Here is a 17,186-nt window from a genome sequence, read left to right as displayed (position 1 = left end):
TCTGGTCAACTGCGCCTTGGCAAGGGGGCGTGTGATCAGCCTTCGATCAGCTTGCCCAGCCTCACCATCGTGGTGCCCAGTGTCCATTGCTTGGACACCGCTGGCATGACCAGTACGGTCTTGTCGTAGGGCGCAGTGACCGCTTCCTCACCATTCATGGCAATCGGCGAGCCTTGCTTCTCGATGACTTCAAGGCCCGTGAAGTCTTCCACAAACTTGAAGTCGAGCGACTTGGCGACTACAGCCTGGGTGACTTCAATGACACGCTGGCGCCCGGAGTAGTCGAGTTCTGATTTGAAGTGCGGTTCAGCAACCTCTCGGGACAGCGTGCCAGTGTCTACGAGAAATTTCATCAGTGTGTCGAGTGCGACGTCCGCTGCCAGCTTTTCCCAGTGCTGACCACATTCGACGAGAATGGCTGTTCTGGGGCTGTCGGGGTCTGCAAATTCGCCACGCTCGATCATGCGCAGTCCAGCAGGGTGGCCCGTGTCATACATGAGGTATTGAGGCACGCCGATGCGCTTGGACATCTGCACCGCCTTGTCGGCGCCACGTCCTGTGGTTCCGCACACCATGAGTGGAGCACAGGGCTCATGCATGGAATGAATGTCCAGCACGAAGTCCGCCTCATCTACGAACCGGACCAGTTCACGCGCGCGTTCGATCTCGACCGAGGTCTTGTCGCTCTTGAGCACGTCGTCACCCCAGACCCGGTTCAAATCCTGGTCGACATAACGGTTGGTCGAGGGCTTCTCAGGGTCCCAGCGAGCGTAGGCAGCAATATTCCCGAAAGAGATGGTCAGTTTGCCCTTCTCCGGCTTGAATCCCTGCTCGAGAAACCAGTCGACTGCAATGGCTCCACAGATTTCGTTGCCGTGCGTGACCGCCTGGACCATGACGTTTGGGCCGGGTTTGCCAGAATCAAACTGCCAGACATATGGAACCCCTGTGTTTCCTGCCGCCCAGCGACTTATGTCAGGTGCCTGCAGTTCGACTTTCTTTTGTTTCATGTTGTTCTGATCCTGCAAATAGAAGGTTTCTGTATATGGGACTACTGGACGCCACCGTCATTGAGGTGGCACGCGCTGAGATGTTGTGGTGCCAGCTCCTTCAGAACGGGCGCCTCGGCTTTGCAGCGTGGGCCGGCCTTGGGACAACGGGGGTGAAAGTGGCAACCACTGGGAGGGTTCAATGGGGAGGGAATCTCACCCTTGATCGTCGAGAATCGCTTGTTACGGTTTGCCAGGCTTGGCACGTTGTCCAGTAGCGCTTGAGCGTAAGGGTGGTTCGGTCCCTCAAAAAGTTGCTGTGAAGGTGCGGACTCCACAACCCGACCGAGATACATGATCACGACCCGGTCAGACAGATAGCGCACCACGCTCAGGTCGTGGCTGATGAAGAGATAAGTCAGATTCAGGTCGTGGCGCAGCTTCAGGAACAGGTTCAGGACCTGGGCCTGAATTGACACGTCTAGTGCTGCCACGCTTTCATCGCAGACCAGGAATCGCGGGTTGACCGCGAGCGCACGGGCAATGCCGATTCTGGCGCGTTGTCCACCTGAAAACTGGTGGGGATACCGTCTCATGTAGACAGGATCCAGGCCGACGCGCTCGAGTACTTGCGCCACGTGATCCTGCATTTCACCGCGTTTGATGATGCCGTGATATACGGGTGCCTCGCCGACAATGTCCAGTACCCGCATGCGAGGGTTCAGAGATGCCATCGGATCCTGAAAGATCATCTGAACTGCCAATGTCTCTTTCTTGAGTTCAGATGCCGCCATCTTGTGCAGATCCTGGCCCTCGAAATAGATGGCGCCTTCAGATGGTTGATGGATTCCCGCCACAACGCGACCAAGGGTCGACTTGCCGCAGCCCGACTCGCCAACAAGGCCGACCACTTCACCATGGTGGACATCCAGGTCAACCTGATTGACTGCGTGCACGATTTCGGGCACGTTGTTCGCCCCCATCAGGTTGGCGATCCGGCCGGCGGTATCCACAGGCTTGACGAACCTTTTGGATATGCCTTGCATCGAAATGATAGGTGTGGTGCTCATAACTGTTTATGCATCCTGGGTAGAAGGCGGGTTGATCCGATGAATGATCGGGTGATGGCACCGGGCCTGTCTGCCCCCTTCGAAAGTTTCGTTTTCCGGAACAACCTGACGACAGATGTCGGTCGCATCGCGGCACCGCGGCGAGAACGCACAGCCAGGCGGCAGTCGTCCCAGTGATGGTGTCGATCCCGGGATCTGCTCGAGTGGATCACCGTGTTTGACTGCAGAGGGAAGTGATCCAAGCAGCCCCTTCGTGTATGGGTGAATCGGATTGTCCAGCACATCATCGACCTTGCCTAACTCAACCACGCGTCCCGCGTACATGACTGCGATGCGCTGGGCCAAGCCCGCCACGACCGTCAGATCATGTGTGATCCAGACCAGTGCTGTACCGGTTTCGGCACATAACTGCTGGATCTCTGCCAGAATCTGGCTCTGTATCGTGACGTCCAGCGCTGTCGTTGGTTCGTCTGCGATGATCAGTTTCGGGCTGTTGAGCAATGCGGTGGCGATGGCAACGCGCTGGCGCATACCTCCTGAAAACTGATGTGGATAGGCTTTCAGGCGCTCCGCCGCAGCCGGGATGCCAACCCGCTCGAGCGCGGCTTGTGCACGTGCAAGTGCAGCTTTCTTTGAGACCTTTTCGTGGGCAAGAATGGCTTCGATCATCTGGGTGTCAATGCGCAGAACCGGGTTCAGCGTCATCATCGGATCCTGGAAGATCATGGCAACTTCCTTGCCACGCAGCCGCCTGAGCTCCGCCTCGCTCAGCCCGACAACTTCACGGCCGGCGATCTTGATCGAACCACTGACGATCTCGCCGGGCGGATCGACAAGCCCCATGATCGAGTATCCGGTAACTGATTTGCCTGACCCCGACTCGCCGACCAGTCCCAGAACTTCTCCTTCTGAAACAGAAAACGACACGCCATCGACCGCCTTGATGACACCAGCACGGGTCATGAAGTGGGTGGCCAGATTGTCTACAGATAGAACTTCTTTCACTGCTATTTCTCCAGCCGTGGGTTCAGGATGTCACGAATCCGGTCGCCAACCAGGTTGATGGAAACGATGGTCAGCAACAGTGCCAGGCCCGGATAAAAACTGATCCAGTAGCGTCCGCTGAGCATGTACTGGAATCCGTTGGAAATCAGCACGCCAAGTGAAGGCTCGGTCTGAGGAAGGCCGACACCGAGAAACGACAGTGTTGCTTCCAGAGAGATCGCGTGCGCAGTCTGGACGGTCAGCACCACGATCACCGGTGCCAGGCAGTTCGGCAGAATGTGTCTGAAGACAATACGAGTCTTTGACAGACCAAGCGACTGAGCAGCTTCGACATACTCCTTGTTGCGTTCGACCAGGGCGGTTCCACGTACCGTACGGGCGTAATACGCCCATTGCACGACAATCAGGGCAATGATGATCTTGTCGACCCCTTTGCCGAGTGCTGCAACCAGAATCAGCGCAATCAGAATGGCAGGCAACGACAACTGCAGGTCGACGATACGCATGATGATGCTTTCGACGCGACCACCTGCATAGGCCGCGATCAGACCGACAGACATCCCGAATGTTGCAGCGATGACCCCGGACAATACGCCAACCGACAGTGAAATACGAAGGCCGTAAAGAATCGCTGAATACAGATCGCGACCGACCCCGTCAGTGCCGATCCAGGCTGTGTAGCCTTCCATGGTTTGCTCGCCAGGCTCAAGGCGAGAGTCCATGAGGTCGACACTAGCCAGGTCATACGGGTTCTGGGGCGTGATGAAGGGGGCCAGAATAGCCAGGACGATGATTGTTACCAGCATCAATAGCCCGGCAACGGCGACGCGATCTTCGAAAAATGCGCGTACAAACCGCTTGACCGGGGTCTCGGCGGGTGGAGTGGCGGCCGGAGCGGCCGCGGTAGTGACTTGTGTGTTCATGATGCTTCTTTCAACCTTTGGCGTCGCCTAACCGCACTCGTGGGTCAAGGATCGAGTACAGGATGTCGACAATCAGATTGATGACGACAAAGAGTATGACCACGACCATGATGTAGGCCACGATCACAGGGCGATCCAGTCTCTGGATTGCTTCTAGCAACAGCTTGCCCATCCCTGGCCAGGAGAAGATTGTTTCGGTGACGACCGAGAACGCCACAAGTGATCCGAATTCCAGGCCAATCACCGTAATGATGGGGATCATGATGTTCTTCAGGACGTGGACGCGAACGATCAGGCTTTGGGATAGCCCCTTTGCTCTGGCAAACTTCACGTAATCCATCAACATGGCTTCTCGTGTCCCGGCGCGTGCCAGACGGATGATCAGACTGATCTTGAGAAGCGCGAGGTTGAATGCTGGCAAGGCCAGGTGCTGCCAGCCGTTAAGCGTCAGCAGGCTGGTCTGGAATCCCAGGAACTCGACGGTTTCTCCTCGTCCGGAGGCAGGTAGCCAGCCAAGTGTCACAGAGAACAGAAGGATCAGCATCAGACCGACCCAGAAAGTCGGGAGTGAAAATCCGAGGATTGATCCAGCCATGATGGCACGTGACGATTTACGCTCAGGGAAAAGTCCGGCATACATGCCCAGAGGCAGACCAAGCACGATTGAAAGAAACAGTGCGGCGAACGCAAGTTCCATGGTCGCACCCATGCGACTCAGAATGAGCTGGATGGCGGGCTCTCCATGGACGAAACTGCGGCCGAAGTCACCCTGGAAGATGCCGGCCACGAAATGCACGAATTGTTCAGTGATGGGTTTGTCAAGGCCGAGGGCAGCGGCAGTTTTTGCGATGGCTTCCTGATCCATTTCGGGAGAGATCAGCATCCAGATCGGATCGCCAACAACATTGACCCCGAAAAAGACCAGCACAATCATCACAGCGATGACCAGTAGCGCCTGGCCGAGGCGCCGAATAAGAAAAGACAGCATTGTCTGGTGTTACCTAAGTTGGGACCGGTCGAAAAAGCCAGCCGCCCGAATGGATCCGGGCGGCTTGGCTGGCAAGCCGCAATAAGGCAATGTCACAGCGCGGCTTGCGTGACATTGATGCGGTTTACTTGGACTTCATGCCAGCAGCGACGGAGTACTCATCAGCACGAGCCTGTACGTCGATGTTGTTCTTGGATGCCCAGACGTTGGTCTGATAGTGGATCGGGATGATGCCCAGATCTGTAAAGCCGATTTCAGATGCTTCAGCCAGGAGTGCTGCACGCTTCTCATCGTCTACAGCCTTGAGTGCCTCGTTCAGTTTGGCATCAAGGTCGGGGTTGGAATATCGACCACGGTTGGCTGCTCCTGACCCCTTCGACTTGTCGAAGGTGCCCATCAACGAACGCAGGGAGCCGGAAGTTTCTCCCGTACCAGCACCCCATCCAGCCAGAATCAGAGAGAATTCGGGCTGGCCGTTGTCGCCCGTCGATGCGCGAGTGAAGAAATTCGACGGCGGCATGGTTTCGATCTCGACATCCAGACCCAGGCGGGTGAACATCTGTGCCACAGCTTCGAGGATTTGTGTGTCATTGGTGTAGCGACCGGCCGGACCGTGCATCTTGAGCTTGAAGCCGTCTTTGTAGCCGGCGTCTGCCAGCAGTTTGCGGGCGGCGTTCAGATCATACGGCGTGGGCTCGAGTTTCTTGGATGTTCCGAAGAAGTTTTTGGCCAGTACCTGCTCAGCTGGAACGGCTGCTCCATCCATGATGCGCTCGGCAATGGCTGGACGGTTGATGGCCATCGAGAGTGCCTGGCGAACACGCTGGTCAGTCAGAGGGTTCTTGATTGGCGAACCGTCTTTGGCCGTGATGAAGGGCGAGTTCTCACGGAACTGGTCCATGTGCAGATAGATCACGCGGTTGGATAGTGTGTCCGAAATGGCGATGTCGTCGTTGGCCTTGAGGGTGGCAATGTCGGTTGGGGGAACGTTCTCGATGACATCGACGTCACCCGACAGCAATGCAGCAACCCTGGTCGGTCCATTGGTCAGGTAGCGGTAGGTCACGGTGTCCCACTCGGGCGCTGGGCCCCAGTAGTTCGGGTTCTTCTTCATTACCGTACGGTCACCGGGTTTGAATTCGGTGAACTGATAGGGGCCACTTCCACCATCGCACTTGACGGCGTTGAAGTCCTCGGTGCTCATGTTCTTGGCGCATTCTTCAGACACGATGGCAATCACGGACACCATGTTAGGGACCAGCGGGGCGGGCGTCTGAGTCTTGACGTGCAGTGTCCGGTCGTCAACCTTCTCAAAGCTCATTCCAGTCAGAAATTGCGCAAAACTAGCTGGCGAGCGCGGGACGTTTGGTACGCGCTCCATGGTCGCAATGACGTCATCAACTGTCACCTGGTCGCCGTTCGCAAACTTGGCGTTTTCGCGAATTTTGAATTCCCAGGTGGTGTCATTGATCGGTTTCCAGCTTTCTGCCAGACCTGGCAGCAGCTCCTGGCTGGGACCTTGTGCAATGAGGGGCTCGTAGACCTGCCTTACCAGCGCATTGTTTGGGGCCAGGTTGTGGTAGTGCGGATCAATCGAGCTGGGCTCTGAACCAAGACCGATTGACAAGTCCTTGGCGTTGGCTGCCGAAGCGCCCAGTGCCATGGCACAGGCCATCGCGACTGGAAGAGCACGTAAAGGAATGGACATATTCATTACTCCTGAAGAGACGTACTTGCACTAGAACTTGCGCAAGTACCGGATTTCTGGAAAACCAGGCAACAAGCATGGCACTAAGCAAATACAGTGCCAAAAGCAAAAGTTTGGAAGATTACAACGAGTTCAACAAGCCTTTATATTGGGGATTTACCCTTGTTCGGGGTAAACCATGACTCCACCAGTCGGACCCAGTACGTCGCACCCAGAGGTAGCAGTTCATCGTTGAAATCATAGGATCCATTGTGGAGCATGCACGGTCCAAGACCGTGCCCGGTATCCCTGTGATCGCCCATGCCATTGCCGATCCACACGTAGCATCCCGGCACTTCCTGCAACATGAAAGAAAAGTCTTCCGCACCCATAGTCGGCACGACTTTGGGGTCGACGTTCTCCGGCCCGACGATGCTTTTCATGACATCGATGCACAAAGCGGCTTCGGCTTCAGTATTGATCGTAGGAGGGTACTTGCGTTCGAACACCAGTGTTCCTTCGCATCCCAGCGCTCTGGCCGTTGACGAGATGATCTCGTTCATGCGAGTTTCGATCATGTCCAGCGTCTCGGTGGTGAATGTGCGGACAGTGCCCTTGAGTTCTGCCACGTTAGGGATCACATTGGTTGCGCTACCGGCATGGATCTGAGTGATGCTGACCACTGCCGCTTCCATGGGGTGACGATTGCGACTCACGATGGTCTGAATCGCCTGGGCGGTCTGAACCGCTGCCATGATCGGGTCATTGCCAAGGTGTGGCATACCTGCGTGTGTGCCTTTGCCTTCGATCGTGATTGAGAACAGGTTGCTCGATGCCATGATTGGACCCGGTGTCACACCAAACTGTCCGGCTTTCATGCCGGGCCAGTTATGCATGCCAAAGACAGCATCCATGGGAAATTTCTTGAACAACCCGTCTTCGATCATCTTGCGTGCGCCAGCGTTACCACCTTCTTCAGCTGGTTGAAAGATCAGGTAGACCGTACCCCCAAAGTTACGGTGAGTGGACAGATACCTGGCAGCATTGAGCAGCATCGCGGTGTGACCGTCGTGACCACAGCCATGCATCTTGCCTTCATGTTGACTGGCATGATCAAAGCTGTTGATTTCCTGCATGGGTAGCGCATCCATGTCGGCTCTCAGGCCAATCGCGCGTTCGCCCGCGAGGTCTCCCTTGATGATGCCAACCACCCCTGTGCCGCCAAGGCCACGATCGATCGGGATGTTCCAGGAGCTCAGCAGTTCCGCGACCTTGTCTGCGGTGCGTACTTCCTGAAATGCGAGTTCGGGGTGGGCGTGCAAATCTCGTCGAATAGTCTTGATGTCTTCTTGCCATTCAAGAAATGGTTCTAGCAACTTCATGAAATCTCTCCAGCGATACGCTTGAAAAAACTGAGGACATATGATGTCCCATGGTGAATGTTATTACGATGTGACTGTTCCGTAAAACCGCACAGAATGCGGGGTGGAGCCGGCAAAGTGGCTTCAAGGTTGCGCTTGTCAGTACGAAAATTGAAAGTTGGGCTGGCGTGCACGATGCGACTGGCGCGAGCATGGTCAAGCGAAAAGTGTGCCAGACAAGATTACTTTGGGGAATCGGGGTTTAAGCGGGGGTAGTGAGATGCCACACCAGGACCGGCCGACTGATCTGTGTCGTCCATGCGTGAAGTCCTTGGGTTTTTATGGCATTGTTTTAAGAGGACGCCATCTCATCATGAAACACAGAGTTCAGGGGCTCGCCGCACCGGTGTTTCAGGGAAGAGCTTTTTGTGTCAGGCAGCGATCTTGCTCGCGGGTTCTTCGTAGTGAACGTGAGCAACCGACGATCCAGAGCAGCATTCGCTCCACATGCTCCTGGCGCAGTCCTCGCACTTGCCGCATTGCGTAGCCACGCCATATTCCATCTGGATGTCTTCAAACATCATGCCTGAACGAGCGCACTGGGCGATAGTCTTGTCACTGACGCGGCGGCATACACAAACAATCATGATGAAAATAGATGAGAATGAGTAACTAAATTAGTAGATAACCAATAGTACTCATTCTCATTTGCATCTGCAAGTGCTTTTTCAGAGATTAGTCGATCGATCCCATCTGGCTTTGCAGATAGTTCTGAATTCCGACTTTGCCGATCAACTCAATCTGTGTTTCCAGAAAGTCGATGTGCTCTTCTGTATCGTCCAGGATGTGCTGAAGCAGGTCGCGAGAGACGTAATCCCTCACGGTCTCACAGTATGCAATGCCATCTTTGATGGTTGATTGCGCGCCTGTTTCGAGCGTCAGATCCGAGTTGAGGATTTCCGGAACGTCTTCACCGACATTGATTTTTCCGAGGTCCTGGAGATTAGGCAGGCCGTCCAGCATAAAGATGCGGTCCATCAGCGCGTCAGCGTGTTTCATTTCGCCAATCGATTCGCTGTACTCCTTGCTGGCGAGCTTGTCCAGGCCCCAGTGCTTGAGCATTCTGTAGTGCACAAAGTACTGATTGATAGCCGTCAGTTCGTTCTTGAGCTGGGCCTGGAGGTGAGCGATAACCTGTGGGTCGCCTTTCATACTGGACTCCTGTGATGATAAGAGTGAGAAGTTCCTGGTGGATGTGCCGGTTTGAGTACGGCATCCCGCCAGCACCTCCTCACGATTGAGGGGGCGAGCTTAACTGAAATTGTCATCTCAAGCGCGAGTGTCCAAGCTGCGGTTACTGTCAGATCGTTTGTCAGTTGACTGCACTGCGCCGCACAAGGCACCTTACGAATTCAATCTATCGTAGCCCGACACTTTGTATGCGTCTATCCGGGCTTGTACTCGAGCACCCCGCCTTGGGCGGGTTTCATCGCTTGTGCGCAGTGAGTGTCAGTCTGACCGCGGGGCCAAAGGTTCTGACGAGTCAACCCAGCTTGATATCAGTCGGGCGAACTGTTCGTACTTTGACACAGGGTAGAAATGCCCGGCTCTTTCGAACCAGTAGCTCTCGGCATGTGGTAACTGTCTGAGGAGGGATCGTTGCAGGAATTCAGGTACCACCATGTCATCGCGTGTGCCCATGACCAGTGTCGGACAGCGGATCTGGCCCAGGTCTGCAGTGCGGTCAAAAGCCAGTAATGCATCGATACGCTCACTGACAATCCTGACCCGCTCTTGCGACCAGTCCCGGGCCGGCATGTTCATCAACTCGGGATGCTGGTCCAGCCATTCGCTCGGATAAGAGAGGAATGGGCCAAATCGGGCGTAAATCGAGGGCTGAGCGTGTAGCAGGTCTTTCCTGAGGTTGAAAAAAGCCCTCATGTAATTGTTAGGACCGGCCCAGGTTGCACTCAACACCAGCGATCGTACGCGCTGCGGGACGGTCAGTGCCAGTTCCATTGCAATACAGCCACCTGTCGAATGGCCAACGAGGTGTGCGCTGTCGAGTCCAACAGAGTCCAGAATCGCCAGGCAGTCCTGTGCCAGCCTCGAGATGGAAACGGGGTCAGTGCCTCGGCTTGAGGCGCCGATTCCGCGCTGATCAAAGGTGATGCAGTGCTGGTGGCGCAGCAGGTTGGTAGAAGCTTGCCAGAATCTGGCTGTTCCAGCCAGACCGCTGATAAAAAGAACCGGCTGTCCGCTTGCTGACCGTTCTCCTATCAGTCTGGCGCCATCTGGCAGGTTAACCTCAATCGGCTTGACAAAATCATTCATCGTGGAATCCTGGGTCGCTATCCGTCCGGTAAACAAGCTGGGACATAAACCCTTGTTGTGGTTTGTGATTCGGGCGATCACAATAAACGTAAAACCCGATCCGAGTCACGTTGTTTGGTCAGTGAATGCGAATATGGTGCTCCATCGCAGATACAGGCTACACCAGATGCAGCTTGTCGCGAGAGTCTCGGGGGGCGTGAGTGTCGTGCAAGTCTTGGATTAGAACAGGAACAGGGAAATGGATGCTGTAGACCAAAAGCTGCTGGATTTCAGGAGCATGAATCTGTCACTGGATGACAAGTATCTTCTTGATGAGGGTGATGCTTATATGACAGGTATCCAGGCATTGGTACGCCTGGCCCTTTCGCAGCACCGGCGTGACCGGCAGGCTGATCTGAACACTGCTGGATTTGTTGCTGGATACCGAGGCTCGCCACTGGGTAATTTTGATACGTCGCTGTGGCAGGCTGGCAAGCACCTTTCTTCTCACGAGGTGGTGTTTCGTCCGGCAGTGAACGAAGATCTTGCAGCGACTGCGGTCTGGGGCAGCCAGCAGGCAGGACTGGCGGGCCAGGGCAAGTTTGATGGAGTGGTCGGCTGGTGGTACGGAAAAGGCCCCGGGGCGGACCGCTCGGGAGATGCTTTGCGGCACGCCAACCTCGCTGGCACGTCCCGGCACGGGGGCGTGGTCGCCCTTTATGGCGATGACCATTCCTGCAAGTCGTCCAGTATTCCCCACCAGTCTGAACATGTGATGATCGGCACCGGGATTCCGATCTTTTATCCCACATCCGTTCAGGAGATTCTGGATTTCGGTGCGCATGCTGTCGCCATGTCCAGGGCAGCGGGCATCTGGACCTCCATGAAGCTCGTTAGCGAGATCGTCGAAACATCCAGTTCGGTGGACGTCAGTCTGGCTCGCGTCAGTCCAGATCTGGCGCACGACCTGGTGTTGCCGGCTGGAGGGCTGAACATTCGCTGGCCTGATCAGGCGCTCGAGCAGGAAGCGAGACTCTATCAGTACAAACTCCCCCGAGCGCTGGTCTACGCCAGGGCTAACGGCTTTAACCAGACTGTATGGAGTGGGCCTGACTCCAGGATAGGCATCGTAGCGAGCGGTAAAGGTTATCTCGATACCATCGAAGCCTTGCGGATCTTGGGGGTCAGTCAGTCGGTCGCACGCGAAATCGGACTGCAGGTGTACCGGGTCGGCATGATCTGGCCGCTCGAGCCACATGGCATACGCGAGTTTGCCAAAGGACTGCGTGAGCTCATTGTGGTTGAAGAAAAGCGCCCTGTTCTGGAGTCACAAATCAAGGACGAGCTCTATGGGCTGCCTGATTCGTTACGCCCCGTTGTGGTGGGAAAGAGTGCACAAGGAAAGGGGGAGTGGAGCACGACTACTGAGGAGGCGCCACTGATCAGTCATTTCGAACTGCAGCCTGAGCCGATCGCTCTGATGCTTGCCGGGCGTTTGCTCCTTCTCGATCTTCCCGAACAGGTGAAGACGGGAATTCAGTCTGCTGTTCAGAAGATGACCGCGCGTCGAGAGGCGCTCAGGGTGGAGGATCTGGCGGACCGCAAGGCTTACTTCTGTAGCGGCTGTCCTCACAATACGTCGACCCGCGTGCCTGAAGGTAGCCGGGCTCTGGGCGGTATTGGTTGCCACTTTCTGGCACTGATGATGGACAGGGGAACTGAAACCTTTACCCAGATGGGCGGTGAGGGAGCGAGCTGGGTCGGTGCAGCACCGTTTACCAAAGAGCCCCACGTGTTTGTCAATATTGGTGACGGGACATATTTCCATTCGGGATTGCTGGCGATCCGTCAGGCCGTGGCCGCAAATGTCAATGTGACATACAAGATTCTCTACAACGACGCAGTAGGCATGACGGGCGGGCAGCCTGTCGACGGTGTGTTGAGTGTGGCACGTCTGACCAGGCAGCTTCATGCAGAAGGCGTCGGCAAGACGGTGATCGTCAGCGATGAGCCCGGGTTGATTGATACGACTGGTGAAGGGCTTGCGCCGGGCGTGACCGTGCGCCATCGTGACGAACTCGATGCTGTTCAGCGGGAGTTGCGCGAGGTCAAGGGCGCGACCGCGTTGATCTTTGCCCAGACTTGCGCAAGCGAGAAGCGCCGTCGCCGCAAGCGTGACGCATATCCCGATCCTGCCATCAGGGCTTACATCAATCCGGAGGTCTGTGAGGGCTGTGGTGACTGCTCCACACAGTCCAATTGTCTTTCAGTCGAACCGGTCCAGACAGAACTGGGCATCAAGCGAAAGATCAATCAAAGTAGCTGCAACAAAGACTTCTCATGTGTGAAGGGGTTCTGTCCGAGCTTTGTGACAGTTGATGCCAGAAGTGTCACCGTTCGCGCCAACCGAAAACAGATTCCTGAAGGGTGGCCGCAGGCTCCGCAGTTACCAGAACTGCAGCAACCAATCAGAATCGTGCTGGGCGGTGTGGGCGGAATGGGCGTCATCACCATTGGCGCCTTGGTTGGCATGGCCGCCCACATCGAGAAAAAAGCGGTGCGGGTCATGGATATGGGGGGTATGGCCCAAAAGGGTGGAACGGTTTATTCGTACGTTCAGCTTGCCACCCATGATGGAGAAATTTCGGCCACCAAGGTTGCGGAGGAAATGTGCGATCTGTTAATCAGCGCAGATCCTGTGGTGGCGGGGCATTCTGCAACCCTTTCGCGTCTGAAGCCAGACGGTATCGCCATCGTTAATCAGGATGGTACGCCAACAGCCCAGTTCATTCGCTCGCGCGACTGGCTGACACCCGTGCGCACGCTTCTGACTCGGGTCAAAGGGCAGCTGTCCCAAGGGCAGCTGCTGACCGTCCCTGCAGCGCAACTGGCTGTGCATTTGCTTGGGGATGCCATTTACGCGAATCAGTTGCTGCTGGGTATGGCCTGGCAGAAAGGGCTGATACCACTGCACCGTGAAAGTATCGCCCGGGCGATCGAGATGAATGGCGCCTCGGTAGACAAGAACCAGGAAGCATTCCGTCTGGGGTGTCATCTCGCAAGCTCTCCTGACATGATCCACGAGCTTCTGGGCGATGTGCGCGAGCCGTCTCGACTTGAGACTGTTCCGGAAATCGTGCAGGACCGTGCCCGCCGTCTGAAACAGTACTGGAATGGCACTTACGCGCGTCGCTATCAGAACCTGATCGAGTCGGTCCAGGCTGTGTTGCCAGAGAAAATGACTGTCACAGCCGCGAGAGAGCTTTACCGGGTGATGGCGTACAAGGACGAGTTCGAAGTTGCCCGTTTGCTGACTGATGCGAAGTTTCGCTCTACGCTGGCACGTGAGTTCGGTGAGAACGTGAAGGTGACGTACCACCTGGCTGCGCCGACCCTGTCCAGATCCGAACCGACAAAGAAACGTGAGTATGGTGTCTGGATGGAGAGACTTATGAAAGGGCTGGCCAAAGCGCAGTTCCTGCGGGAAACGCCGCTTGACCCCTTCTCTCGTACAGAGGAGCGCAAGCTTGAGCGACAGTGGCGAGATCAGTACATCGCACTGCTCGAAGAATTGTCCAGAAATCCGGCCCTGCTTGAAACAGTCGATGTTGGCGCACTTCTTGCTCTGCCTGAACAGGTTCGTGGTTACGGCCATATCAAGCTGGCGGCGCTTGATATGGCGATGCAGCAATGGGATGCGATTCGTTCCGGGACCGTTCGTCCCGGTGTCGCTCGCGCCGAGTCGCTGGCGGCGTAGCTGCGATCGATCCGGCCAGAAGAGACACTCAGTGGGCAGGAGAACTGCTGTAACAGGCCTATGCGAGCAGGTGGAAGAATCAGAACAGGAGACAGGACGTGACAGACAGCGAGGACAAGAACAAACCAGTGGTGGCACTGTATGGACTGGGAAACATGGGGTTTGCTGTGGCTGAGCAGCTTGCCCGTGCGTTTGCGCTCAAGGTGCATGATCCGAATCGTGATCAAGTGGTGCGCGCAATGGATTCATTGGGTGCCCAGGCAATTGACGACATTTCCGAGCTTCGCACCGCTCACGCCATTGTGCTCTGTCTGCCTCGGCCGTCTATCTCGTTAGAGGTGATTCGGCAAGTCGCTCCAGTATTAAATCCGGATACTGTCATCATCGAATCCAGTACCGTCAATCCAGAAGATATTCAGGTGTGCGTTGATCAGGCTCGACCCTTTGGAATCGAGGTTGTGGACGCATCGATCCTGGCGGGGGTTCCCCAGATGCGATCAGGCGAGGCGATGCTGGCAGTCGGTGGCTCTGATGGTGCAATTGATCGTATCGACGATGTCTTGCAGGCGATGTCGGCGCGTCAGATCCGGTTCGGTCCGTCCGGAGCCGGAGCCGCGGCCAAGGTGGTCAACAACGCGGTGGCGCATGCCGTCATGGTCGTAGTGGCGGAGGCCGGTGCAATGGCAACTGCAGCCGGCGTGAATACCCAGAAGATGATCGATCTGCTGTCAGACAGCAAGATGGGCCTGCACCGGCCATTGACCTATCGCTATGCTGAACGGGTTGTCAAAGGTGATTATGAGGGCGGGATGTCGCTGGATGCCGCGCGCAAGGATTCCGAGCTTGCGTTACGGCTGGCTCAGACCCTGGGAGTTCCGCTCTTTGCCATTCAAAGCACCCATTCAGTTTATGAGATGGCGGCTTGTGCAGGACTGGGAAGGCAGGACTATGCCTCGCTGGTGCAACTGTGGGAAGGATGGGGCAAACCGGTGACAGATGAGAGCGGGACCGATACTGCCAGCTAGGTAGGGGCAGGCAAGGTATTTGTTGGTGCTTGCCAGCAATCTACTGGTCGAAAGACGCGGAGCTGGCTAAGTGTAGAGACTGGAAGTCAGGTTGGGATTGGCAGGTCATGATTTTCATGATGGTCCTCAAGAATTAAATCACTGGCGCGTTCAGCGACTGCCATGACTGCTGCTTGAGTGTTGCCTGACACTATGGCGGGGAATACGGATGCATCGACTACCCGAAGGCCGCGCATTCCAATTACCCGCAATCTTGGATCAACCACTGCATGAGTATCTGTACCCATTCGGCAAGTTCCGACCGGGTGGTAGATGGTTTGTCCGTTCATCCGTGCGAAGTGCAACCATTCGTCATCACTTTGAACTTCGGCACCAGGGTTCATTTCATAGTCAATATAGGGGGACAAGGCGGGCTTTCCCACAATCGCCCGAGCTATTTTCATCCCTTCGACAAGTGTTCGCTGGTCCTCATCGGTAGCCAGAAAATTCGGACGAATCGCAGGTGGATTCCGTGGGTCGGGTGAGTCAATGTGTATCGATCCCGTGGAGGTTGGCCGCAGCCCGGCCACTCCAAGCGTCATTCCTGGTTCTCGATCGAGCTCTCTGACAGCAGCATTGGCATAGCTGGCGTGCATGAAAAAATACTGAACGTCCGGGCTCGACAAGTTTGCGCGCGTGCGCACAAATCCGTGTACGAGTCCAGTACCAAGGCTGAGGATCCCTCGTCGTCGAAAGATGTACTGCAGAATCGGTCTTGCCAGACCTGCGCCCCTTGCGGTCTCGTTGAGTGTTCTCAGGCCACGAATGCGCCAGTTCATGCGTGTTGCGAAGTGGTCGATGTAGTTCTCGCCTACGCCCGGACGGGCCAGCACAACCGGGATCCCCAAGTTCTCCAGCCGGGCCGGATCCCCAATGCCCGATACTTCCAGCAACTGGGGGGACTGCACAGCACCTGCGCAGAGAATGACTGAGTGACGCGCCTTGACTGTAAAAGTCAATCCTTTGCTCGTGTATGAGACGCCCTTGCAAGCCCCGTCCTCGCAGATCAGCTTTGTGACCAATGCGTGAGTTCTGACTTCAAGATTTGAGCGTTTGAGTGCTGGTTTCAAATAGCCGTCGTAAACACTCCATCGTTCGGACCGGTGCTGCGTTACTTGGTAATAGCCAAAACCATCTTGCTGCTCACCGTTGTAGTCGTCATTGTATGGGTAGCCTGCTTGTCTGGCGGCTTCCAGAAATCGGCTGGCTATCGGGAACCGTTCACGGACCTGATCGACACGCATCGGACCTTGCTTGCCGCGTGAAACATTCTCCAGTGCGTAGTTTTCAAGTTTCCTGAAATATGGCATTAGCGATTGCGCGCACCATCCGGTCGCTCCGAGTTCATGCCAGTTGTCGTAGTCCCCGGGTTGACCATGGACATAGATCATCCCGTTGATGAGCGTCGACCCTCCAAGTCCTCGCCCGCGCGGAATGGCGATTGTTCTGCCAAGCACGTTGTCTTCTGGTCTGGTTTCAAAGCGCCAGTTGTAGACGGGATTGACCAGAAGCCTCGGAAACCCGGCCGGAATCTTGATCCAGGGACTTCTAGGCCTGGAGCCAGCTTCAAGTATCAACACCCGGATACTGCTGTTGGCGCTCAGTCTGTTTGCAAGCACGCAGGCAGCGGTGCCCCCGCCAACAATCACGTAGTCATACTCGGTTTCAACCATGATTATGTCCGTGTGCCCCATGAAACTGATCATGAGGTCAATCTGGGCGTTCAGCATTGGACGTCCTGGCTGGATTCTGCAACCGCGCTGTTTTGCCGTCTGAAGTAGTGCCGTGATTTCCGGTTGCATAATGACTTCGGCAACGATCTGTGACTCATCTAACTGGTCGGCGTTCAAGGGGAGTGGGTCTGCTTCATTCATGCCAAGTGAGGTCGCATTCACGATCAGGTCATATCCTTCAGGGCTGCTTCCGGCCATCGCAACGTGCAAGTCGGGAAATGCTTTGTTCAGCCTTGACTGAAGGTCGCGCGCCCTGCTCACGGTTCTGTTGTACAGACCGAGAGCAGACACGCCTG

The 17,186-nt window shown here is 55.8% G+C and carries 13 protein-coding genes; 2 read left to right on the top strand and 11 right to left on the bottom strand.

Going from position 1 to position 17,186, the window contains the following annotated elements; all coding sequences use genetic code 11:
* Positions 1-35 precede the first annotated feature (35 nt).
* From DBV39_RS11490 to DBV39_RS11445, 10 genes are all read right to left on the bottom strand, one after another.
* On the bottom strand, positions 36-1,010 hold the full coding sequence (locus tag DBV39_RS11490) for a M14 family metallopeptidase (protein ID WP_108621639.1): 975 nt from the start codon (positions 1,008-1,010) through the stop codon (positions 36-38).
* A gap of 41 nt (positions 1,011-1,051) precedes the next feature.
* On the bottom strand, positions 1,052-2,059 hold the full coding sequence (locus tag DBV39_RS11485; protein ID WP_108621638.1) for an ABC transporter ATP-binding protein: 1,008 nt from the start codon (positions 2,057-2,059) through the stop codon (positions 1,052-1,054).
* Positions 2,060-2,065: 6 nt separating this feature from the next.
* Positions 2,066-3,022, bottom strand: a complete 957-nt coding sequence (locus DBV39_RS11480) for an ABC transporter ATP-binding protein (RefSeq protein ID WP_108623242.1) — start codon at positions 3,020-3,022, stop codon at positions 2,066-2,068.
* 44 nt (positions 3,023-3,066) lie between these two features.
* Positions 3,067-3,987, bottom strand: coding sequence for an ABC transporter permease (locus DBV39_RS11475; RefSeq protein ID WP_108621637.1), 921 nt, complete (start codon positions 3,985-3,987; stop codon positions 3,067-3,069).
* 10 nt (positions 3,988-3,997) lie between these two features.
* Entirely contained in the window at positions 3,998-4,975 is a 978-nt protein-coding gene (locus DBV39_RS11470) for an ABC transporter permease (RefSeq protein ID WP_108621636.1), read from the bottom strand.
* 124 nt (positions 4,976-5,099) lie between these two features.
* Positions 5,100-6,683: an ABC transporter substrate-binding protein gene (locus DBV39_RS11465; protein WP_193853024.1), complete on the bottom strand. Its 1,584-nt coding sequence runs from the start codon at positions 6,681-6,683 to the stop codon at positions 5,100-5,102.
* A 143-nt stretch (positions 6,684-6,826) separates the two neighbouring features.
* Positions 6,827-8,044, bottom strand: coding sequence for a M20 aminoacylase family protein (locus DBV39_RS11460; RefSeq protein ID WP_108621635.1), 1,218 nt, complete (start codon positions 8,042-8,044; stop codon positions 6,827-6,829).
* A 410-nt stretch (positions 8,045-8,454) separates the two neighbouring features.
* The gene (locus DBV39_RS11455; protein ID WP_265416000.1) at positions 8,455-8,607 is read right to left on the bottom strand and encodes a (2Fe-2S)-binding protein; all 153 of its coding nucleotides are present in this window, start codon (positions 8,605-8,607) and stop codon (positions 8,455-8,457) included.
* A 151-nt stretch (positions 8,608-8,758) separates the two neighbouring features.
* Entirely contained in the window at positions 8,759-9,235 is a 477-nt protein-coding gene (bfr, locus tag DBV39_RS11450; RefSeq protein WP_108621633.1) for a bacterioferritin, read from the bottom strand.
* Positions 9,236-9,532: 297 nt separating this feature from the next.
* Complete coding sequence (locus DBV39_RS11445; protein WP_108621632.1) at positions 9,533-10,357, bottom strand: alpha/beta fold hydrolase; 825 nt, start codon at positions 10,355-10,357, stop codon at positions 9,533-9,535.
* A 238-nt stretch (positions 10,358-10,595) separates the two neighbouring features.
* Here DBV39_RS11445 and DBV39_RS11440 point away from each other — a divergent pair, with 238 nt between their 5' ends.
* Together DBV39_RS11440 and DBV39_RS11435 are read left to right on the top strand one after the other, a co-directional pair.
* Positions 10,596-14,093, top strand: a complete 3,498-nt coding sequence (locus DBV39_RS11440) for an indolepyruvate ferredoxin oxidoreductase family protein (protein WP_108621631.1) — start codon at positions 10,596-10,598, stop codon at positions 14,091-14,093.
* 98 nt (positions 14,094-14,191) lie between these two features.
* Positions 14,192-15,118 (top strand): NAD(P)-dependent oxidoreductase, encoded by a 927-nt coding sequence (locus tag DBV39_RS11435; protein WP_227870603.1) that lies wholly within the window; start codon positions 14,192-14,194, stop codon positions 15,116-15,118.
* An 86-nt stretch (positions 15,119-15,204) separates the two neighbouring features.
* On the opposite strand, the gene DBV39_RS11430 is transcribed toward DBV39_RS11435, so the two are convergent.
* Positions 15,205-16,830, bottom strand: coding sequence for a GMC family oxidoreductase (locus tag DBV39_RS11430; protein ID WP_227870928.1), 1,626 nt, complete (start codon positions 16,828-16,830; stop codon positions 15,205-15,207).
* Positions 16,831-17,186: the final 356 nt, after the last annotated feature.

It is taken from the genome of Orrella marina (assembly GCF_003058465.1).
GTDB lineage: Bacteria > Pseudomonadota > Gammaproteobacteria > Burkholderiales > Burkholderiaceae_B > Algicoccus > Algicoccus marinus.
Note: the sequence above shows the minus strand (reverse complement) of the source record. Positions and strands in the feature narration are given on the sequence as shown.